This window comes from Nitrogeniibacter mangrovi, from assembly GCF_010983895.1.
Lineage (GTDB): Bacteria > Pseudomonadota > Gammaproteobacteria > Burkholderiales > Rhodocyclaceae > Nitrogeniibacter > Nitrogeniibacter mangrovi.
The window spans coordinates 712,235-732,173 of sequence record NZ_CP048836.1; the positions used below are offsets into that span (position 1 = coordinate 712,235).

Here is a 19,939-nt window from a genome sequence, read left to right on the forward strand (position 1 = left end):
GACCCGACCATGAAACTCAGAACCCTCGTCAAACCGGTGCTGCGCGCCGCCGCCCGACTCCTGTTCCGCGTCCGCGTCAGCGGCCGCATGCCGGCGCCGCAGGCGCGCCTGCTGGTGATCGCCAATCACGAATCCTTTCTCGACGGGCTGCTGCTGGGCCTGTTCCTGCCGATCGATCCGGTGTTCGTGGTGCACACCAGCGTGGTGCGCCAGCCGCTGTTCCGGCTCATGCTGTCGCTGGTCGACTACCTTGCGGTCGATCCGACCAGCCCCATGGCCATGAAGCAGGTGGTGCGGCTGATCGAGACCGGCCGCCCGGTGGTGATCTTCCCCGAGGGGCGCATCACCACCACCGGCAGCCTCATGAAAACCTACGACGGCCCCGCCTTCGTGGCCGCGCGCACCGGGGCCACGGTGCTGCCGGTGCGCATCGACGGCGCCGCCCGCACTTACTTCTCGCGCATGGGCGGCCGTTTCCCGCGGCGCTGGTTTCCGCAGCTGCGCCTGGCGATCCAGACGCCCACCCGCATCGACACACCCGATGCGCCCACGGCCCGCGAGCGCCGGCGCAAGGCGGGCGAGGCCATGCGCCGGGTGATGCAGACCATGATCTTCGACAGCCGCCCGCAGCAGACCCTGTTCGAGGCCCTGCTCGACGCGGCCGCCATCCATGGCCGCTCGCGTCGCCTGCTCGAGGACCTCAGGCAGGAGGAATACAGCTACCGGGACCTCCTCAAGATGTCATTGGCGCTGGGGCGGCGGGTGGCGCGCGAGAGCGAGGCGGACGAGCGGGTCGGGCTGCTGCTGCCCAACCTGGCGCCCACCCTGGGGCTGGTGTTCGGCCTCGGCGCCTTCGGGCGCACGCCGGCGATGCTCAATTACACCGCGGGCACCGAGGCCATGCAGGCCGCCTGTACCGCGGCGCAGATCCGCACCGTGATCAGCTCGCGCGCCTTCGTCGCCCAGGCGAAGCTGGAGGACAAGCTCGCCGCGCTCGAGGGCGTGCGGGTGTGCTACCTGGAAGACCTGCGTGCCGAAATGAGCTGGCTGGACAAGCTCTGGCTCATGCTCTGGGCGTTGCCGTTCCCGCGCCTGGCGACCCGGGCCGGCCGCCCGGAGGATGCGGCCGTGGTGTTGTTCACCTCGGGCTCCGAGGGCAAGCCCAAGGGTGTGGTGCTGTCGCATGCCGCCTTGCTGGCCAACGTGGCGCAGATCCGCGCGGTGGTGGACTTTTCGGTGGACGACAAGATCCTCAACGCGCTGCCGCTGTTCCATTCCTTCGGCCTCACCGCCGGCGGCCTGCTGCCGCTGCTGGGCGGGGCCAACGTGTTCCTGTATCCGAGCCCGCTGCATTACCGCGTGATTCCGGAGCTGGCCTACGACCGCGGCTGTACCGTGCTGCTGGGCACCTCGACCTTTCTGGGCAACTACGCGAGGCATGCGCATCCCTACGACTTCTACCGCCTGCGTTACGTGATCGCCGGCGCCGAGAAGCTGTCGGACGCGGTGCGCGAGTTGTGGTTCGACAAGTTCGGGCTGCGCATCTTCGAAGGCTACGGCGCCACCGAGACCGCGCCGGTGATGGCGGTCAACACCCCCATGGCCTACCGGCGCGGCACCGTGGGGCAGATGCTGCCGGGCATGCGGGCGCATCTGGCGCCGGTGCCGGGCATCGCATGCGGCGGCGTGCTGCATGTGGCCGGCCCCAACCTGATGAGCGGCTACCTGCGCGTCGAGGCGCCGGGGGTGCTGCAGCCGCCGGCCTCCGAGCAGGGCGCCGGCTGGTACGAGACCGGCGACATCGTCGACATCGACGCCGACGGTTTCGTGCGCATCCTTGGCCGGGTCAAGCGCTTCGCCAAGATCGCCGGCGAGATGGTCAGCCTCGAAGTGGTCGAACGGCTCGCCGCCACCGCGCGCCCGGACGCCCAGCACGCGGTCAGCACCCGGCCCGATGCGGCCAAGGGCGAGGCGCTGGTACTGTTCACCACCGACGCCGGGCTCGAGCGCGACGCGCTCGTGGCCGCGGCCCGGGCGCAGGGCGTGGCCGAGCTGGCGGTGCCGCGGCAGATCGTGGCGGTCGATGCGCTGCCCCTGCTGGGCACCGGCAAGACCGATTACGTCACCCTCAAGCAATGGGCGGAGGTCCAATGAGTTCCCAGTTCGGCCTGATGCGCCAGCGGCGTTTTGCGCCCTTCTTCCTGACCCAGTTCTTCGGCGCCTTCAACGACAACCTGTTCAAGAACGCGCTGGTGGTGCTGATCACCTTCGACGCCGCGCGCTACACCACGCTCGCCCCCGGGGTGCTGGTGAACCTGGCGGCCGGCATCTTCATCCTGCCCTTCTTCCTGTTCTCGGCCACCGCCGGCCAGCTCGCCGACAAGTACGAAAAGAGCCACCTGATGCGCCTCATCAAGCTCATGGAGATCGGGGTGATGGGCCTGGGGGCCGCCGCCTATGCGCTCGATTCCCTGTGGCTGCTGCTGGCCACGCTGTTCTTCATGGGCCTGCAGTCGTCCATCTTCGGCCCGGTCAAGTACGCCATTCTGCCGCAGCACCTGGCCGAGACCGAGCTGGTGGGCGGCAACGCGCTGGTCGAGTCGGGCACCTTCGTGGCCATCCTGCTCGGCACCATCGCCGGCGGGGTGATGATCGCCCTGTCCGGCGGCGCGGTCTGGGTGTCGTCGGCGGCGCTGGTGGTAGCGCTGGCCGGTTATCTGGCCAGCCGGGGCATTCCCGACGCCCCGGCGGCGGACCCGGGGCTCCGGGTGAGCTGGAACCCGATCACCGAGACCTGGCGCACCATCGGCTTCACCCGGGGCAACCGCACGGTGTTCCTGTCCATTCTCGGGATCTCCTGGTTCTGGTTCTACGGCGCGCTGTTCCTGTCGCAGTTTCCCGGCTATGCGCGCGACGCGCTGGGCGGTGACGAGCATGCGGTGACGCTGCTGCTGGCGGTGTTCTCGGTGGGTATCGGCGTCGGCTCGCTGCTGTGCGAGAAGCTCTCGGGCAAACACGTGGAGATCGGCCTCGTGCCTTTCGGCGCCATCGGCCTCACGGTGTTCGCCCTCGATCTGTGGTGGGCCAGCCCGGCCGCCGCCCCCGGGGTGAATCTGCCCATCGGCACGGTGCTGGCCGAGCCGGCCACCTGGCGGGCGCTGGCCGACCTGGTGATGATCGGGGTCTTCGGCGGCTTCTTCATCGTGCCCCTGTACGCGCTCATCCAGAGCCGCAGCGAGGCCAGCCACCGCTCGCGCATCATCGCCGGCAACAACATCCTCAACGCCCTGTTCATGGTGGTGGCGGCCCTGCTCGGTGCCGGCCTGCTGGCGGCGGGGGTGAGCATCGCGCAATTGATCCTGATCACCGCGGTGCTCAACGCGGCGGTGGCGATCTACATCTTCACCCTGGTGCCCGAGTTTCTGCTGCGCTTCCTGGTGTGGATGCTGGTGCACACGGTCTACCGGCTCGAGGTCGAGGGTGACGACCATGTGCCGGAGGCGGGGCCGGCGCTGGTCGTCGCCAACCATGTGAGCTTCGTCGACGCCCTGGTGATCATGGCCGCCTGCCGGCGCCCGATCCGCTTCGTGATGGATCACCGGATCTTCCGCTGGCCGATCCTGTCCTTCGCCTTCCGCACCAGCGGGGCGATTCCCATCGCCTCGGCCAAGGAGGATCCGGCGATGATGGCGCGCGCCTTCGCGCAGGTGGCCGAGGCGCTCGATGCGGGCGAGGTGGTCGGCCTGTTCCCGGAGGGGCAGATCACCGCCGATGGCGAACTGGCGCCGTTCCGGCCGGGGGTGGCGCGCATCCTCGAGCGCAACCCGGTGCCGGTGGTGCCCATGGCGCTGCGCGGGCTGTGGGGCAGCTTCTTCAGCCGCAAGGACGGCAAGGCCATGACAAAGCCATTGCGCCGTGGCATCTTCAACCGGATTGCGCTGGTCGCGGGCGCGCCCGTGCCGGCCGGTGCCGCCACGCCGGAGGCCCTGCAGGCCCGGGTGGCGGCGCTGCGCGGCGAGTCCCGATAACAACGAACAAGGCGAGGCGGATGTCATGTGGATCGTGATCGGTCTGGTGGTGGGCGGCTGGCTGGGCGCCTGGGGTAGCGTCGAGGATCTGGTCGGCGGCGTCATCCTGGGGGGGCTGGTCGGGTGCGTCGTGCAGCTCGTGCTGCGCCGACCGCGCGCGGACGCGGGGCGCATCGAGGCGCTCGAAGCCCGTGTCGGCGAACTGGAGCGGGCGCTCGAGGCGTTGAAGCCGGCGGGCATGGCGGCACCGGTGCCTCCCGCCGAAACGGCCGCAGCCGCCGCGCCGCCCCCCGTGGTCGCGCCGGAACCTTCGCCATCGATGGCGGCGGTCGAGCCCGAATGGCCTGAACCCGTGATCGAACCGGCACCACCGGCCCGCGTGCGCCGGCGCGGCATCGACGTCCTGGCCGGCGCCACGTCGGCGCCTGTCGCAGGAGAACCCTCGACGCTGGACGCCCTCTACGCCCGGGCGCGCGCCTGGCTGCTCGGCGGCAACACCGTGGTGCGGGTGGGCCTGCTGGTGCTGTTCTTCGGCCTCGCCTTCCTGGCGCGCTATGCCGTGGAGCACAGCCTGTTGCCGGTCGAGCTGCGCCTGAGCGGCATCGCCGCCGGCGCGATCGCGCTGCTGGTGGTCGGCTGGCGGCTGCGCGCGGCGCGCCCCGGCTATGCCCTGAGCCTGCAGGGTGGCGGCGTGGCGGTGCTGTACCTGACCATCTTCGCGGCCATGCGCCTGTACGGCCTGATCCCGGCGACGGCGGGGTTCGCCTTGTTGCTTGCCGTGGTCGCGTTCTCGGTCGTGCTGGCGCTGGCGCAGCGGGCCCAGGCGCTGGCGGTGATCGGCACCCTGGGGGGCTTCCTCGCGCCTATCCTGGCCTCGACCGGGGAGGGCAGCCATGTGATGCTGTTCAGCTACTACCTGCTGCTCAACGCCGGGGTGCTGGCGGTGGCCTGGAAGCAGGCCTGGCGGGGGCTCAATCTCACCGGCTTCCTGTTCACCTTTTCCATCGCCCTGGCCTGGGGCGCGCGCGACTACCGGCCCGAGCAGTTCGCCACCACCGAGCCCTTCCTGATCGCCTTCTTCCTCATGTACGTGGCGGCCGCCGTGCTCTACGCCTGGCGCAGCGCCCCCGAGCTCAGGCACGCGGTGGACGGCACGCTGGTGTTCGGCACCCCGGTGGTCGGCTTCGGGCTGCAGGCGGCGCTGGTGCACGACATGCCCTACGGGCTGGCCTGGAGCGCGCTGGCGGTGGGCGGGGGCTATGTGTTGCTGGCGCGCTGGCTGCACGGCCGGGCGCGGCCGTCCCTGCGTCTGCTGGTGGAAGCCTTCGTGGCGCTGGGCGTCGCCTTCCTGACGCTGACGATTCCGCTCGCGCTCGACGGCCGCTGGACCGGCGCCGCCTGGGCCCTGGAGGGCGCGGCCCTGTTCTGGGTGGGTACGCGCCAGCACCGCCGCCTGGCCATCGCGGCCGGTCTGCTGCTGCTGCTGGGCGCCGGCGTGTGCTTTCTCGGTGACAGCCTGTTCGCGCCGCGAGCGGACTGGCCGGTGCTCAACAGCCAGTGCCTGGGCGCGGCACTGGTGGCCGTCGCCGGATTCGTGAGCGCGCAGATGGCAAGCCACACCCGGGCGCAGTGGCCACGCGTGTTTCGCGTGGCGCCGCCGGCCCTGCTGGTGTGGGCCACCCTGTGGTGGGTCGGGGGCGGGCTGGCCGAAATCGATGCCTGGATCGGTCGGGCCGACGCGCCGGCGGCCGCGCTCGCCTTCATGGCGCTCAGCGCCGGGCTGGCGACCGCGCTGGCCGAGCGGCGCGGATGGGCCTTGCTGCACTGGCCCGGTCTGCTGGCGCTGCCGGGCATGGCCCTGGCCCTGCTCATGGCGGCCGATGCGCGGGTGATGCCGCTGGCCGGCTGGGGCGCCCTGGCCTGGCCGCTGGCGGCGGTGGCGGTGGGGTGGGCCTTGCGCCGGGCGGAAGGCGCGGCCGGATTCGCCCGCGTCCTGGCGCCGGCGCATGTGGCGGCCCTGTGGCTGCTGACGCTGGCCGTGGCCCGCACCGTGGCGCGGGTCGACCTGCCGGGCACCATGTGGAACCCCGCGGCGGTGATGCTGAGCCTGCTGCTGCCGGTCTGGCTGATCGGGCGCTTGGGCGCGCGCTGGCCCGTGGTGCGCTGGCGCCCGGCCTACGGCGTGGTGGGGTGCGCCGGCTTGCTGGTGGCGGGGCTGCTCTGGGCGCTGTCGGTGAGTCTGGGCGGGGGTGGTTCGCCGGCGCCGCTGCCCTATCTGCCGCTGCTCAATCCGCTGGATCTGGGGATCGCCCTGCTGTTGCTCAGCGGCGTGCGCTGGTGGCGGCGCACGCGGGCGGATCTGGCCGTGGACGCCCGACTCGTGCCCGGCGTGCTCGGTGGCGCGGCCTTCGTGCTGGCGAGCCTCGCCGTGGTGCGGGCGGTCCATCACCTCGGCGCGGTGCCCTGGGAGGCCCATCGACTGTTCGCCAGCGACACGGTGCAGGCGAGCCTGTCGCTGTTCTGGGGGGTGCTCGGGCTGGTGCTCACCTTCCTCGCCAGCCGCGGTGCCCGGCGCCTGCTGTGGATGATCGGCGCGGCGCTGCTGGGGGGGGTGGTGCTCAAGCTGTTCCTGGTGGACATGGCCAGCACCGGCACGGTGGCCCGCATCGTCTCCTTCATCGGGGCCGGGGTGCTGCTGCTGGTGGTCGGCTACTTCTCGCCGCTGCCGCCCGCGCGGGAGGTGCACTCATGAAGCGGTTCCTGTGGTCTCTGGCCCTGGCGAGTACCTGGGTGATGGCCGCGCCCGCGCCGACGGACTTCGCCCTGCGCCTGCCCATCGAGGTGCCGGCGCGGACCTCGCTGGTCGCCATCACGCTGCCGGCCGATGTCTATCGGGTGGCGCAGCGGGGCGATCTGGGCGACGTGCGCATCGTCGATGCGGCGGGCGAGGCGGTGCCCATGGCCTTCGTGCCGCCGCCCCGCCCGCCGGCCGAGCGGCGCGCGGAGCGAGCCCTCGTGCCGCTGCCCGCCGCGCGGGCCGAGGCGGGCGACCCGGCGGTGGCGGTGAGCGCGCACAGCGGCGGGGCCTCGGTGCGGGTGCAGATCGCAGGGGCGCCGCCGGCCGATGCCGGACCGGCGATGGCGTATCTGATCGACACCGCGGGCTTCGACGAGACGATCGATGCGCTCGAGCTGCAGTGGGCCGGAGCCCCCGAGTTCGAGGCAGCGCTGCGGGTGCGTGCCTCGGACGATCTGAGCGACTGGCAGAGCGCGACGCCCCGTGCCGTGGTGCTGGCTGCCGGGGCCGGAGCGGCGCGCATCGAGCATCGTCGGGTCCGCCTGCCGGGCGTGCATCGGCGCTATCTGCGCCTCGAGTGGCTGGGCGCGGCGCCCGCGCTGACGCTGACCGGGGTGACGCTGGTGCACGCGGCCACGGCGGCGGGGCCGGCGCGCGCATGGATCGATCTGAGTGGCGAGCGCGACGGCGATGCGCTGCGCTACGTCTCGCCGGGCCTGTTTCCGGTCGAGGCGGCCTCGCTGGTGCCGGCCGGGCCGTCGGACGTGCTCGCGGCGACGCTCTGGTCGCGACCGCAGCCGAGCCGCCGCTGGACGTGGCGCGGATCGGTGCTGGCCTACCGGCTCCAGCAGGACGGGGCGCCGGTCGAGAGCGAGGCGGCGCACGTGATCCGAACCCGTGATCCGCTGTGGCGGGTGCAGCTGCGCCAGGGGATGCCGAACGGCGCCTTGCCGACGCTGCGTCTCGGCTGGACGCCCGAGCAAGTGGTCTTCGTGGCGCGCGGCGCCGGGCCGTTCTCGCTGCTGGCCGGCAATGCGTCTGCGGCGCCGGTGTGGCAGCCGGTGGGCCAGGTGGTGCCGGGCTTCGGCACCGCTCGCGCGGCGACCATCGGCGCGGGGCGTCCGGGGCACGCGTCGGATACCGTCACGGCCGCCCCGCGCGCCCGCTCAGACTGGGACGATCCGGCTCACTGGTTGCTGTGGGGCGTGCTGGTGCTGGGGGTCGGGGCGCTGGGCTGGATGGCGCGGTCGCTGCTGCGCGAACTGTCTTCGGGCGAGGGGGCCGACAGGCGGTAGGCGAGGCGGCCGAGCCATTCATGCATGGCGTACCAGCCGGCGTAGGCCGCACGGGGGCCGGGGATGAAGTCGTGCCATTCGTCGTCGATGTCCGGGTTGGAGAGCCAGGCGGTCGGCGCCGGCGTCACCTGCAGCCCGGCGGCCTCGAAGGCGGCACGGGCGCGCGGCATGTGGGCCGCATGGGTCACCAGGGTGATGCGCTCGATACCGGCGGCCTTGAGCAGCCGGGCCGAGAACATGGCGTTGTCGCGCGTATCCAGTGCCGCGCTTTCGGTCCAGCGCACCGGGATATTGAATTCCTGTTCGAGGACCTGTTTCATGGCCACGGCTTCCGGGATCTTGCCCCATGGCGCGCCGCCGGTGACCAGCACCGGCAGGCCACTGCGCCGCGCCAGCAGGGCGCCGTAGCGCAGGCGTTCGAGCGACAGCCCATTGACCGTGGGGCCGCCCATTTCGGGGGCATGGGTGCGCACGCCGGCGCCGAGGATGACGATGGCGCCGGTCTGGCGCAGGGCCTCGGTGCGGATCGGCGGGGTCGCCTCCAGCGGTGCGGCGAGCCAGTTCACCGTGACCGGCGTGCTGACGACGAGGGCGTATATCCAGCCCAGCCAGGCGAGCGCGCGCAGCCGGCGCACGCTCAGCCCGAGGCCGATGAGGATCAGCGGGCCGGCGGGCGGCAGGACGAGGACGGCGACGAGTTTCTTGGCCCAGAAGGCCAGCAGGGTGAAGTCGATCGGCATGGTGTGCGGTGGTGGCGAGGGCGTTGGTGGCGCGGCGGCATCCGTATTATCCTTCACCAAATCCACCTTCGCCGGTTCGTGTGCCGGCCATCTCCATGCCCGATCACCAATTCGGTATCGAAACCCTCTGCCTGCATGCCGGCCAGCCGCCGGACGCCGCCACCGGCGCGCGGGCCATGCCCATCTACCAGACGACCTCCTTCGTCTTCGATTCGCCCGAGCACGCCGCCGCGCTGTTCAACCTGCAGACCTTCGGCAACGTCTATTCGCGCATCTCGAACCCCACCGTGGCGGCCTTCGAGGAGCGTGTCGCGGCGCTCGAAGGCGGGCGCGCGGCGCTGGCCACGTCATCCGGCCTGGCGGCGCAGATGACCGCGCTGCTGACGCTGGCCGAGGCGGGCGACGAGATCGTCGCTGCCCGCACCCTCTACGGCGGCAGCTACTCGCAGCTGGACGTGAGCCTGCGCAAGCTGGGTATCACCACCCACTTCGTCGATCCGTCCGATCCGGCGGCCTTCGGCGCCGCCATCAACGAGCGAACCAAGGCGGTTTATGGCGAGATCATCGGCAACCCGGGGCTCAACGTGCTCGACCTGGCGCCCATCGCCGAGGTCGCGCACGCCGCCGGCGTACCGCTGGTGATCGACAGCACCCTGGCCTCACCGTACCTGTGCCGGCCCATCGAGTATGGTGCCGACATCGTGGTGCACTCGGCCACCAAGTACATGGGCGGGCATGGCACCACCATGGGCGGGGTGCTGGTCGAATCGGGCAAATTCCCCTGGGACAACGGCCGCTTTCCGCACATGGTCGAGCCCTCGCGCGGCTACCATGGGGTGCGTTTCTACGAGACCTTCGGCGACTTCGGCTTCACCATGAAGGCGCGCATGGAGACGCTGCGCACCTTCGGTCAGGCGCTCTCGCCCTTCAACGCCTTCATGCTGCTGCAGGGGCTCGAGACCCTGCATGTGCGCATGGACCGGCATGTGTCCAACGCCATGGCGGTGGCGCGCTTCCTGGCCGCGCATCCGATGGTCGCGTGGGTGAACTACCCCGGCCTCGACACCAGCCCCGACCATGCCCTGGCGCGCCGCTACCTGCCCAAGGGCGCCGGTGCCATCCTCAGCTTCGGCATCCAGGGCGGGCAGGCGGCCGGAGAGCGCTTCATCGACGCGGTGCAGATGATCAGCCACCTGGCCAACGTGGGCGACGCCAAGACGCTGGTGATCCATCCGGCCTCCACCACCCACCGGCAGTTGTCCGAAGCGGAGCAGCGTGCCGCCGGCGTGCCGCCCGACATGGTGCGCCTGTCGGTGGGCATCGAGACCGAGGCGGACATCCTCTGGGATCTGGATCAGGCGCTGGCCAAGGCCGGCAAGGGAGCATGAACATGGGTGCACGGGAGTGGGTCTTCGCAGCCGTGGCGATCCTCGCGGTGTATCTGGTGTTCCAGCTCATCCGCGCGCTGCAGGTCAAGGATGCGCCGGCGGACGCGGTCGACGACGAGGATGAGGACGGGGCAGAAGCGGACGCCGACGGCGAGGCCGACTTCGAGCGCCTGCTGGCGGTCGATGACGATCCGGACGCGGCTTCGCCACCGGCCGCCGCGGCAGGGCAGGGCGCATCGCAGGAGAGCGAGGACAGCTTTGGGCTCGCCCTCGAGATCCGCCAGCTGCGTCGCGACGTCGCCCAGCTGCGCGAGGAACTCGACACCCAGCGCGGCGAACTGACGGCGCTGCGCGCGTTGGTCGACGGCCAGGCGCAGGCGATCGAGGCCGCGCGGGCCGCCCAGCGGGTCTCGCCGATCTACGGCGAGGCCTTGTCGCTGGCCCAGCGCGGCATGTCGGCGGACGTGATCGCCGAACGCTGCAGCATCTCGGTGGCCGAGGCCGAGCTGGTCCAGTCGCTGGCACAGGATTCCGCATCCTCCGGGGAGACACCATGAGCAAGACACAGAGCCAAGAGCATCCGAAGACGGGCGCCAGCCAGCGCGCGGTGCTGTTCAAGCGTGCCGGTCTGGCCGCTGCGCTGATCGTTGCGCTGCTGGCCGGCTTGGCCTGGTTCGAGCGCGAGCAGGCGCAGCCGGCGCTGCCGTCGCTGGCCGAGGCCCCGCCACCGCCGCTGCCGGACATCCCCGAGCCGCCGCACGGCGCGCCACCGATGCCCAGTCAGGCAGAGGTCGAAGCCACCGTGGCGGCCGAATCCGGGCTCACCGGTGGGGATGCGGCGGCGCCGGAACTGACCGCGGCGCCGGCCGTGGTGGCGCCCGAGGATCGGGTCGACGAGACGCCGCCACCGGTGGCGGGCGCGCCGCGTCTGGTGCTGGGCGGCGAGGCGGACAAGGCCGAGGCGCCGCCGCCCGCCGCGAAGTCGCCACCGCCGCCGCCCGCGCCGGCGGCCAAGGCCGCGCCGGCGCCGGTCAAGAACGGCTACCTGGTGCAGCTCGGCGTGTTCAGCGCACCGGGCAATGCCAGCGCGCTGGCGAAGAAGGTCGATGCCCTGGGCATCCCCGCCCACATCGAGAGCCGGGTCGTGATCGGCCCGTTCAAGAATCGCGCCGAGGCCGACGCCGCGCGCGCCAAGCTGAAGAAGTCCGGCCTGGCGGCTGGCATCATCGTGCCGTCGCACTGACGGTCCCGGGCGGCGGTGTGGCACCGAACAGGCCGGCTTTTGCCGGCCTTTTTCACGCATGGGTCTGGACGCGCGTCTCCTATCCTGATGACATGCCCCAGTCCTTGTCGAGGAGACATCCCATGCATATCGAAAGCCCCGCCTTCGGACCGATCGACGTCACGCCCGAAAGCATCGTCGAATTTCCCGCCGGCCTGCCCGGGTTTGCCGACTGCCGGCGCTTTGCCTTCGTGGCCGAGAGCGACGAGCCCAACGTGCTGCAGATGCAGAGCGTGGACGATCCTCAGGTCGTGTTCTCGGTGACCGACCCGGCGGCCCTGGGGGTGAACTATGAATTCACCCTCAGCGACGAGGAGGTGGCGGCGCTGGCGCTCGACGCCCCCGAGGACGTCACCATCGCCGTCATCGTGCGCAAGCGCGACGGCTCGCCGGCCGAGGCCGGGCTCAAGGCCAACTTCATGGCCCCGCTGATCATCAACACCGCCGCCCGGCGCGGGCTGCAGAAGGTGATCGAGCAGGTCGGCTGCGACGTGACCCTGCGCGGGCGCTGACCGCCCCGGCCGGGTGCGGCGCGGGCGCCGGCTGGGTAGAATGCGGTTCGAATGCGCCCGAGCGCGCGACACCACCGACGGAGCCGAACCCATGAGCAAGCAGATCATCGCCACCGACCACGCCCCCGCCGCCATCGGCACCTATTCCCAGGCCGTGCGCACCGGCAACACCGTGTACCTGTCCGGCCAGATCGGCCTCGACCCGGCCACCATGACGCTGGTGGACGGCTTCGAGGCCCAGACGCGGCGTGTGTTCGACAACCTCAAGGCGGTCGCCGAGGCGGCGGGCGGGGCGCTCGGCGACGTCGTCAAACTCAACATCTACCTGACCGATCTGGCCAATTTCGCCACCGTCAACGAGATCATGGCCACCTATTTCGAGCAGCCCTATCCGGCCCGCGCCGCGGTGGGCGTCAAGGAACTGCCCAAGGGCGCGCTGGTCGAGGCCGACGCCATTCTCGTCATCGGCTGACGTTTCACCGCCCGACATGACCAAGGCCCGGGCAGGCACCGCCGCGTCGCCGGTGCGCGGCTGGCCCGGCGTCGGCACCCAGCTGGCGGGCCGGCTGGCCAAGCTCGACATCCATGGCCCGCAGGATCTGCTCCTGCACCTGCCGTTGCGCTACGAGGACGAGACCCGCTGCGTGCCCATCGATGCGCTGCGCGGCGGCGAGCCCATGCAGGTGGAAGGCGAGGTGACCGACTGCGAGGTGCGCCTCCGTGGCCGGCGCCAGCTGGTGGCGCAGATCCGCGACGACTCCGGCGCGCTCACGGTGCGCCTGCTCAACTTCTATCCCCAGCAGCAGAAGCAGCTCGAACCGGGCAAGCGGGTGCGCGTCTTCGGCGAGGCGCGCGGCGGCATGTTCGGTTTCGAGATGATCCATCCGCGCATTCGCTCGGTGGCGCCTGGCGAGGCGCTGCCGACCGCGCTCACGCCGGTCTATCCGACCACCGCCGGACTGGCGCAGACCGCCATCCGCCGCCTGATCGAGCGCAGCGTGCATGCGGTGCCCATGGAGGATTTCCTGCCCGAGGCGATCCGCGCCCGGCTCGGGCTCATGCCGTTGAGCGAGGCGGTTCCGCTGTTGCATCAGCCGCCGCCGGACGTGGACGGTGCCGCGCTCGAGGACCGCAGCCATCCGGCCTGGCAGCGGCTCAAGTTCGAGGAGCTGCTGGTGCAGCAACTGTCGCTGCGCAAGGCCCATGCGGCGCGGCGGGCGCGCACCGCGCCGGTGCTTGCGGGCGATGGCCGGCTGGTGGCGGCGCTGCTCGACGATCTACCCTTCGCGCTCACCGGCGCCCAGGCGCGGGCAAGCGCGCAGATCGACGCCGACCTGGCGCAGCCGCATCCCATGCAGCGCCTGCTGCAGGGCGACGTGGGCAGCGGCAAGACCATCGTCGCCGCGCTCGCCATGCTGCGCGCGGTGGAAAGCGGCTGGCAGGCGGCGCTGATGGCGCCGACCGAGATCCTTGCCGAGCAGCACTATCTCAAGCTCGACCAGTGGCTCGCGCCGCTCGGCATCTCGGTGGAATGGATCGCCGGCAGCCTGACGAAAAAGCAGCGCGCCGCCGCCTGCGCGCGTCTCGAGACCGGCGAATCCGTGCTCGCCGTGGGCACCCATGCGCTCATCGAGGACCCGGTGACCCTGCCCCGGCTCGGACTGGCGGTGGTCGACGAGCAGCACCGCTTCGGCGTGCGCCAGCGCCTGGCGCTGCGCGACAAGGGCGAGGGCGTCAGCCCGCACATGCTGATGATGTCGGCCACGCCGATCCCCCGCACCCTGGCCATGAGCTACTACGCCGATCTGGACGTGTCGGTGCTCGACGAGTTGCCGCCGGGGCGCACCCCCATCGTCACCAAGCTGGTCTCCGACGCGCGTCGCGAGGAGGTGATGGCGCGGGTGCGCGACGCCTGTCGCGAGGGGCGCCAGACCTACTGGGTGTGCCCGCTGGTGGAAGAGTCCGAGGCGCTGGAACTGCAGACCGCCATCGACACCCATGCCTATCTGAGCGAGGCGCTCGAAGGACTTGGCGTAGGCCTCGTGCATGGGCGCATGAAGGCCGACGAGAAGCGCGACACCATGGCCGCCTTCGCCGCCGGCGAGCTCGACGTGCTGGTGGCCACCACCGTGATCGAGGTGGGCGTGGACGTGCCCAACGCCAGCCTCATGGTCATCGAGCATGCCGAGCGTTTCGGCCTCGCCCAGCTGCATCAGCTGCGCGGGCGGGTGGGGCGCGGCAAGGTCGATTCGGTGTGCATCCTCATGTTCGGCGAGGCCCTGTCGCCCACTGCGCGCGCCCGCCTCAAGGTGATCTACGAACACACCGACGGCTTCGAGATCGCCCGCGAGGACCTGCGCATCCGCGGCCCCGGCGAGTTCGTCGGCGCGCGCCAGAGCGGCGTGCCGCTGCTGCGCTATGCCGACCTGGAAACCGACGGCGCGCTCATCGACGCGGCGCGCGATCTGGCGGTCGAGCTGCTGGCGCATCAGCGCCCGGTGGCCGAGCGCATCATGACGCGCTGGCTGGCGGGGCGTGAGGGGCTGCTGCGCGCCTGAACGCGGTATGATCCCCGCCGCACGCCCATGACCTCGATCCGCCCGCACTTTCCCGCCGACCCCTGGCTGAGCCGGCCGCCCCGCGCCACGGTGGCGGCGCGCCTGCGACCCTGGCTGGTCGATCCGCATTCGCTCACGGCGCGCATCCGGGCGCGCTGCGGCGACTTTCACGTGGCGGTGGTGCGTCAGGCGCTGGTGCGGCCACATGCCGACGAAGCGGCAGCGCTCGGGCTGGCCGCGCGTGAGCGCGCCTGGCTGCGTGAGGTGTGGCTCCTTGCCGACGGGGTGCCGGTGGTGTATGCCCGCTCGGTGCTGGCGCGGCGCCATCTGCGCGGCCCGTGGCGTCTGTTCCAGGGTATCGGCGCACGGCCGCTGGGGGCTGCGCTGTTCTCCGATCCGCGAATCGAGCGTCAGCCCCTGCACTGTGCCCGTCTCGATGGCCGCGATGCGCGGTATCATCGGCTCGTCACCCTGCTGAACGGGCGCGTGGCCCTGCCGCCGGCCCTGTGGGCCCGGCGGTCGGCATTCCGCCTGCGTGGCCGTTCGCTGCTGGTGAGCGAAATCTTCCTGCCCACGATTCTCCGACTGGACCCATGACGCTGAGCGAACGGCTGCGCATCTACGAGCGCCTCATGCGGCTGGACAAGCCCATCGGCATCCTGCTGCTGCTGTGGCCCACCCTGTGGGGGGTGTGGATCGCCGGCATGGGCAAGCCGCCGTTCTTCGTGGTGTGGATCTTCGTGCTCGGGACGGTGCTGATGCGCTCGGCCGGTTGCGTGATCAACGACTACGCCGATCGCGACTTCGATGGCCATGTGGAGCGCACCCGGCACCGGCCGCTGGCGCGCGGCGAGATCGGCACCACCGAGGCACTGCTGCTGGCGGCGGGGCTGTCCCTGGCGGCCTTCGTCCTCATCCTGCCGCTGCATCCGCTGGTGCGCTGGCTGTCGATCCCGGCGCTGCTGCTGGCGGGCAGTTACCCGTTCACGAAACGTTTTCTTGCCATTCCCCAGGCCTACCTGGGCGTGGCCTTCGGTTTCGGCATCCCCATGGCCTTCGCCGCCATCCAGTTCATGGTGCCGACGGACGCCTGGGTGATGCTGGCGGCCAACGTGTTCTGGGCCGTAGCCTACGACACCGAGTACGCCATGGTGGACCGGCCCGACGACCTGCGCATCGGCATCAAGACCTCGGCGATCACCTTCGGACGCTACGATGTGGCGGCCGTCATGCTGTGCTATGCCGCCTTCCTCGGCTGCATGATCCATGTCGGTCTCACCGAGGGAATGGGGGTCTTCTACTACATGGGGCTGGCGACCGCGGCGCTCATCGCGGTGTACCACTTCACCCTGATCCGCGAACGCGACCGGGCGCGCTGCTTCAAAGCCTTTCTGCATAACAACTGGCTGGGCGCGGCGATCTTCGTCGGCATCGTGCTCGACTACCTGGTCAAACCCATGGGGTGAGCGGCGCCTCCGTCCGGGAGGCATGAAAAACGCCACCCGAAGGTGGCGTTTTTCATGCCTTGCCGGTGCGTCTCAGGCGCGACGGCGGCGTGCCCAGCCGAGCAGGCCGAGGCCGGCGAGCATCATGGCCCAGGTCTGCGCTTCGGGGACGGCGGTGACCTGCCAGCCGACGTCACTCAGTGCCGCCCAGTCGAGATCGGTGAACCGCTTACGCTGGCCGTTGGCGATGCTCGGATCGAGCGAAGCATCCTGCAGGATACCGTTCACGAAGGACTGGGTGCCGTTTGCCCAGTGACCTCCATCTGCGCTTAGGGGGACCGATGATTCGGCGTTTCCGGTCGCTTCGGAATATGCGGCCACCGAGTCGGTGCCGGCAAATCCTGCGCCCGTGACCTGAGCGCTCCAGGAATCGGCGACCCCGATGCCCAGCACATGACCCAGTTCATGCACGGCGACAGAGTAAAAGTCGAATCCGCTGAAGGATTCGTCCGTGGCGGTATCGGTGTCGACATACCAGTTGGTCAGGGTGTCGAAGGAGATGAAACCGCCCCAGGGGGCGTAGTCACTGGTACCGACGCCGCTCTGGCCGCGATCCACACTGCTGAATGCACTGTAGCCGCCGGAGCCGCCGATGCCGAGCGTATTGCCGCCAAGATCGGTGCCGCCGACATAAATGTGTAGTGTGTCGGCACTGATCTGTTGGTTGGAAAGCGTGATCTTCGGCCAAATCCCTGAGCTCAGATCGGCCCCGGGGTCGTTGAACGATATGGTGCTGTAGCTGGCGGCGTCGAGCGCATCGGTGATGCGGCTGCCAAACTCGGTGGCGACGGCGTTGAGCACCGAGCGATAGTTGCCCGTGAGGAAGTTGTTGCTGTCGTAGCTGTAGTCGAATTCGATGGTGATGGCGTGTGCGGCGCTGGTGGCGGCGATGAGCGCGGCGGCGAGAACCGTCTTTTTCATCGGGCAGGCTCCATGTCGGGATTGTGTGAGGTCAGTCGAATGTCATGATGGCAGACAACCATGTCAGAACAAAGTCATTTTTGGCCAAGCAGGCGGCATGGGGCGGGGCGGAATTGTTTCGAAAATCGTCGCCATCGGTTGCCCGTCTGGCCATGGGGAGCGGCACGCGTGGCCTATAATCCGGAGCCGACGGATACCGGAGCCCCTGCCCCATGCGTTACACCGACCTTCGCGATTTCATCTCCCAGCTCGAGGCCCGGGGGGAACTGAAGCGCATCACCGAGCCGGTGGATACCCATCTGGAGATGACCGAGATCTCGGACCGGGTGCTGCGCGCGGGCGGGCCGGCGCTGTTGTTCGAGCGTCCGACGACCCGGGGGGTGGCGCAGGCCATGCCGGTGCTCACCAATCTGTTCGGCACCCCGCAGCGCGTGGCCATGGGCATGGGTGAGGACGGCGACTGGCAGTCGCAACTGCGCGAGGTGGGGCGACTGCTTGCCTTCCTCAAGGAACCGGAGCCGCCCAAGGGGCTGCGCGACGCCTGGGAAAAGCTGCCCGCGTTCCGCCAGGTGCTCAACATGGCGCCCAAGACGGTGCGCTCGGCGCCGTGCCAGGCGCGGGTCGTCGAGGACGCGGCCGTGGATCTGTCGGCGCTGCCGATCCAGCACTGCTGGCCGGGCGACGTGGCCCCGCTCGTCACCTGGGGGCTGGTGGTGACCCGCGGGCCGCGCCAGAAGCGCCAGAACCTGGGCATCTACCGCCAGCAGGTGCTCGGCCCGAACAAGCTCATCATGCGCTGGCTGGCGCATCGCGGGGGGGCGCTGGACTATCGCGACCACTGCGCGGCGCATCCGGGCGAGCCCTTCCCGGTGGCGGTGGTGCTCGGCTGCGATCCGGCCACCATCCTGGGGGCGGTGACGCCGGTGCCCGACACGCTGTCCGAATACCAATTTGCCGGCCTGCTGCGCGGCGGCAAGACCGAGCTGGTCACGTGCCTGGGCAATGAGTTGCAGGTGCCGGCCACGGCGGAGATCGTGCTCGAGGGCGTGATCCACCCGGGCGAGACTGCGCTCGAAGGCCCGTATGGCGACCACACCGGCTACTACAACGAGCAGGCCGAGTTTCCGGTGTTCACGGTCGAGCGCATCACCTCGCGGCCCGATCCGATCTATCACAGCACCTACACCGGCAAGCCGCCCGATGAGCCGGCCATGCTCGGCGTGGCGCTCAACGAGGTGTTCGTGCCGCTGCTGCAGAAGCAGTTCACCGAGATCGTGGACTTCTACCTGCCGCCCGAGGGCTGCTCCTACCGGCTGGCGGTGGTGAGCATCCGCAAGCAGTATCCCGGCCACGCCAAGCGGGTGATGTTCGGCATCTGGAGCTTTCTGCGCCAGTTCATGTACACCAAGTTCATCATTGTCGTGGACGAGGACATCGACATCCGCGACTGGAAGGAAGTGGTGTGGGCCATGACCACGCGCATGGACGCGACCCGCGACACCGTGCTGGTGGACAACACCCCCATCGACTACCTCGATTTCGCCAGCCCGGAGGCCGGGCTGGGCTCCAAGATGGGGCTGGATGCGACCAACAAGTGGCCGAGCGAGACCCGGCGCGAGTGGGGTCGGCCGATCGTCATGGACGAGACGGTGAAGGCCAGGGTCGATGCGCTGTGGGAGCGCCTCGGGCTGTAGTCCCGTCGCCGCGTGGCTTGATCCGGTGCCGCCGGCCCCCATGTATGATGGGTGCGTTGCCCTGCGTGGCACCCGCCCTTCCTGGAGATCCCGATGACCGACGACAGCCGCACCATCGACGTCAATCCGCTGCCCACGCCGGGCCTCGTCAATCTCGCGCATGTGATCTACGCGCTGCACACGCTGGCGCTCGTCTCCGGCATCGCCACTTCCGCCACCATCGTCGGCAGCTTCGTCTCCGGCCTGCCGTCGATCATCGCGGTGATTCTCAACTACGTGAAGCGCGATGCGGTGCGCGGCACCTGGCTGGACAGCCATTTCCGCTGGCAGATCCGCACCTTCTGGTTCGCGCTGCTGTGGATCGTGCTGGCCTACGTGATGATCTTTTCCATCATCGGCTTCTTCTTCGGCATTGCCGCGATCGCCGTTGCCGGCCTGTGGGTGCTCTATCGCATCGTGCGCGGCTGGATCAACCTGTCCAATCGCCAGATGATGCCGGTGCCGCAACCCTGATGCGCCTGCCGCCGCTGGTCGCCGGCCGGCTGCTGCGGCGCTACAAGCGCTTTCTGGCCGACGTCGAGCTCGACACCGGCGCCGTGGTGACCGCTCACAGCGCCAACACCGGCAGCATGCGCGGTTGCGCCGAGCCCGGTGCGCGGGTGTGGCTGTCGGCGGCGGACAATCCGAAACGCAAGCTCGCCTGGACCTGGGAGCTGGTCGAGGCGGCACCGGGCGTCGTGGTCGGCATCCACACCGGGCGTGCCAATGGGTTGGTGGAAGAGGCGATCGGTGCGGGGCGCCTCCACGCGCTGGGCGGCGCGGAGCGGGTTCGCCGCGAGGTGCGCTACGGGTCGGCTAGCCGCATCGATCTGCTGTTCGAATACGCGTCGGGCCCGCCGTGTCACGTGGAAGTCAAGAACGTGACCCTGGCCGAGGCGGGCGTGGCCCGGTTCCCGGATGCGGTGACGACGCGCGGCACGAAACACCTGCATGAGATGGCGGCGGTGGTCGGTGCCGGTGGCCGGGCGGCGATGGTGTATTGCGTGCCCCGGGGCGATGTGGGCTGCGTGTGCCCGGCCGACGACATCGATCCGGTCTATGGCGCGGCCTTGCGTGCGGCGATGGCAGCGGGCGTCGAGGCCTATGCGCTGACCGGGGCGCCGGATCCGGCGGCCGGCCTTGTGCGGCTCGAGCGCGAGATTCCGGTGCTCATCTGAGC

Annotated in this window: 17 protein-coding genes; 15 read left to right on the forward strand and 2 right to left on the reverse strand. The window is 70.4% G+C overall.

Translation table 11 applies throughout. The annotated features are described in order from the left end of the window. Nucleotides 1–9: 9 nt before the first annotated feature. From aas to G3580_RS03295, 4 genes are read left to right on the forward strand one after another with little or no spacing between them, the layout of a single operon-like run. Entirely contained in the window at nucleotides 10–2,154 is a 2,145-nt protein-coding gene (gene aas / locus G3580_RS03280; protein WP_173763907.1) for a bifunctional acyl-ACP--phospholipid O-acyltransferase/long-chain-fatty-acid--ACP ligase, read from the forward strand. Continuing rightward, a complete protein-coding gene (locus tag G3580_RS03285) occupies nucleotides 2,151–4,028 on the forward strand; it encodes an MFS transporter (protein ID WP_173763908.1) in 1,878 nt (625 codons plus the stop codon). Before aas ends, G3580_RS03285 begins: the two co-directional genes overlap by 4 nt. Before the next feature lie 25 nt (nucleotides 4,029–4,053). Beyond that, the gene (locus G3580_RS03290) at nucleotides 4,054–6,780 is read left to right on the forward strand and encodes a DUF2339 domain-containing protein (protein ID WP_173763909.1); all 2,727 of its coding nucleotides are present in this window, start codon (nucleotides 4,054–4,056) and stop codon (nucleotides 6,778–6,780) included. Beyond that, on the forward strand, nucleotides 6,777–8,120 hold the full coding sequence (locus G3580_RS03295; protein WP_173763910.1) for a DUF3999 family protein: 1,344 nt from the start codon (nucleotides 6,777–6,779) through the stop codon (nucleotides 8,118–8,120). Before G3580_RS03290 ends, G3580_RS03295 begins: the two co-directional genes overlap by 4 nt. Here G3580_RS03295 and G3580_RS03300 read toward each other — a convergent pair. After that, nucleotides 8,012–8,917 carry a YdcF family protein gene (locus G3580_RS03300; protein ID WP_323847991.1) on the reverse strand — a complete coding sequence of 302 codons (906 nt, stop codon included), beginning with the start codon at nucleotides 8,915–8,917 and terminating at the stop codon, nucleotides 8,012–8,014. The genes G3580_RS03295 and G3580_RS03300 overlap by 109 nt on opposite strands. A gap of 38 nt (nucleotides 8,918–8,955) precedes the next feature. Here G3580_RS03300 and G3580_RS03305 point away from each other — a divergent pair, with 38 nt between their 5' ends. The 8 genes from G3580_RS03305 (at nucleotide 8,956) to ubiA (ending at nucleotide 16,066) form a co-directional block, all read left to right on the forward strand. Beyond that, entirely contained in the window at nucleotides 8,956–10,248 is a 1,293-nt protein-coding gene (locus G3580_RS03305) for an O-acetylhomoserine aminocarboxypropyltransferase/cysteine synthase family protein (RefSeq protein WP_173763911.1), read from the forward strand. Between the two features lie 2 nt (nucleotides 10,249–10,250). After that, nucleotides 10,251–10,805 carry a DUF2802 domain-containing protein gene (locus G3580_RS03310; RefSeq protein ID WP_173763912.1) on the forward strand — a complete coding sequence of 185 codons (555 nt, stop codon included), beginning with the start codon at nucleotides 10,251–10,253 and terminating at the stop codon, nucleotides 10,803–10,805. Continuing rightward, nucleotides 10,802–11,491 carry an SPOR domain-containing protein gene (locus G3580_RS03315; RefSeq protein ID WP_173763913.1) on the forward strand — a complete coding sequence of 230 codons (690 nt, stop codon included), beginning with the start codon at nucleotides 10,802–10,804 and terminating at the stop codon, nucleotides 11,489–11,491. The genes G3580_RS03310 and G3580_RS03315 overlap by 4 nt, the downstream gene beginning before the upstream one ends. Before the next feature lie 122 nt (nucleotides 11,492–11,613). Next, nucleotides 11,614–12,042: a flagellar assembly protein FliW gene (fliW, locus tag G3580_RS03320; RefSeq protein WP_173763914.1), complete on the forward strand. Its 429-nt coding sequence runs from the start codon at nucleotides 11,614–11,616 to the stop codon at nucleotides 12,040–12,042. A gap of 91 nt (nucleotides 12,043–12,133) precedes the next feature. Next, nucleotides 12,134–12,514 (forward strand): RidA family protein, encoded by a 381-nt coding sequence (locus tag G3580_RS03325; RefSeq protein WP_173763915.1) that lies wholly within the window; start codon nucleotides 12,134–12,136, stop codon nucleotides 12,512–12,514. Nucleotides 12,515–12,530: 16 nt separating this feature from the next. Next, nucleotides 12,531–14,600 carry an ATP-dependent DNA helicase RecG gene (recG, locus tag G3580_RS03330; RefSeq protein WP_173763916.1) on the forward strand — a complete coding sequence of 690 codons (2,070 nt, stop codon included), beginning with the start codon at nucleotides 12,531–12,533 and terminating at the stop codon, nucleotides 14,598–14,600. 27 nt (nucleotides 14,601–14,627) lie between these two features. Beyond that, nucleotides 14,628–15,197, forward strand: coding sequence for a chorismate--pyruvate lyase family protein (locus G3580_RS03335; RefSeq protein ID WP_173763917.1), 570 nt, complete (start codon nucleotides 14,628–14,630; stop codon nucleotides 15,195–15,197). Further along, on the forward strand, nucleotides 15,194–16,066 hold the full coding sequence (gene ubiA / locus G3580_RS03340) for a 4-hydroxybenzoate octaprenyltransferase (RefSeq protein WP_173763918.1): 873 nt from the start codon (nucleotides 15,194–15,196) through the stop codon (nucleotides 16,064–16,066). The genes G3580_RS03335 and ubiA overlap by 4 nt, the downstream gene beginning before the upstream one ends. A gap of 72 nt (nucleotides 16,067–16,138) precedes the next feature. On the opposite strand, the gene G3580_RS19930 is transcribed toward ubiA, so the two are convergent. After that, nucleotides 16,139–17,026 (reverse strand): PEP-CTERM sorting domain-containing protein, encoded by an 888-nt coding sequence (locus G3580_RS19930; RefSeq protein WP_173763919.1) that lies wholly within the window; start codon nucleotides 17,024–17,026, stop codon nucleotides 16,139–16,141. Nucleotides 17,027–17,238: 212 nt separating this feature from the next. Here G3580_RS19930 and ubiD point away from each other — a divergent pair, with 212 nt between their 5' ends. The 3 genes from ubiD to sfsA all read left to right on the forward strand — a co-directional run bounded on the left by ubiD (nucleotide 17,239) and on the right by sfsA (nucleotide 19,937). Continuing rightward, complete coding sequence (gene ubiD, locus G3580_RS03350) at nucleotides 17,239–18,720, forward strand: 4-hydroxy-3-polyprenylbenzoate decarboxylase (RefSeq protein ID WP_173763920.1); 1,482 nt, start codon at nucleotides 17,239–17,241, stop codon at nucleotides 18,718–18,720. A 93-nt stretch (nucleotides 18,721–18,813) separates the two neighbouring features. After that, nucleotides 18,814–19,233: a DUF4870 family protein gene (locus G3580_RS03355; protein ID WP_173763921.1), complete on the forward strand. Its 420-nt coding sequence runs from the start codon at nucleotides 18,814–18,816 to the stop codon at nucleotides 19,231–19,233. After that, nucleotides 19,233–19,937, forward strand: a complete 705-nt coding sequence (sfsA, locus tag G3580_RS03360) for a DNA/RNA nuclease SfsA (RefSeq protein WP_173763922.1) — start codon at nucleotides 19,233–19,235, stop codon at nucleotides 19,935–19,937. Before G3580_RS03355 ends, sfsA begins: the two co-directional genes overlap by 1 nt. Nucleotides 19,938–19,939 lie beyond the last annotated feature (2 nt).

Bases quoted from the DNA above. Each gene is read 5' to 3' on its own strand.
- aas (WP_173763907.1), top strand. From the start codon at position 10: ATGAAACTCAGAACCCTCGTCAAACCGGTGCTGCGCGCCGCCGCCCGA.
- G3580_RS03285 (WP_173763908.1), top strand. From the start codon at position 2,151: ATGAGTTCCCAGTTCGGCCTGATGCGCCAGCGGCGTTTTGCGCCCTTC.
- G3580_RS03290 (WP_173763909.1), top strand. From the start codon at position 4,054: ATGTGGATCGTGATCGGTCTGGTGGTGGGCGGCTGGCTGGGCGCCTGG.
- G3580_RS03295 (WP_173763910.1), top strand. From the start codon at position 6,777: ATGAAGCGGTTCCTGTGGTCTCTGGCCCTGGCGAGTACCTGGGTGATG.
- G3580_RS03305 (WP_173763911.1), top strand. From the start codon at position 8,956: ATGCCCGATCACCAATTCGGTATCGAAACCCTCTGCCTGCATGCCGGC.
- G3580_RS03310 (WP_173763912.1), top strand. From the start codon at position 10,251: ATGGGTGCACGGGAGTGGGTCTTCGCAGCCGTGGCGATCCTCGCGGTG.
- G3580_RS03315 (WP_173763913.1), top strand. From the start codon at position 10,802: ATGAGCAAGACACAGAGCCAAGAGCATCCGAAGACGGGCGCCAGCCAG.
- fliW (WP_173763914.1), top strand. From the start codon at position 11,614: ATGCATATCGAAAGCCCCGCCTTCGGACCGATCGACGTCACGCCCGAA.
- G3580_RS03325 (WP_173763915.1), top strand. From the start codon at position 12,134: ATGAGCAAGCAGATCATCGCCACCGACCACGCCCCCGCCGCCATCGGC.
- recG (WP_173763916.1), top strand. From the start codon at position 12,531: ATGACCAAGGCCCGGGCAGGCACCGCCGCGTCGCCGGTGCGCGGCTGG.
- G3580_RS03335 (WP_173763917.1), top strand. From the start codon at position 14,628: ATGACCTCGATCCGCCCGCACTTTCCCGCCGACCCCTGGCTGAGCCGG.
- ubiA (WP_173763918.1), top strand. From the start codon at position 15,194: ATGACGCTGAGCGAACGGCTGCGCATCTACGAGCGCCTCATGCGGCTG.
- G3580_RS19930 (WP_173763919.1), bottom strand. From the start codon at position 17,026: ATGAAAAAGACGGTTCTCGCCGCCGCGCTCATCGCCGCCACCAGCGCC.
- ubiD (WP_173763920.1), top strand. From the start codon at position 17,239: ATGCGTTACACCGACCTTCGCGATTTCATCTCCCAGCTCGAGGCCCGG.
- G3580_RS03355 (WP_173763921.1), top strand. From the start codon at position 18,814: ATGACCGACGACAGCCGCACCATCGACGTCAATCCGCTGCCCACGCCG.
- sfsA (WP_173763922.1), top strand. From the start codon at position 19,233: ATGCGCCTGCCGCCGCTGGTCGCCGGCCGGCTGCTGCGGCGCTACAAG.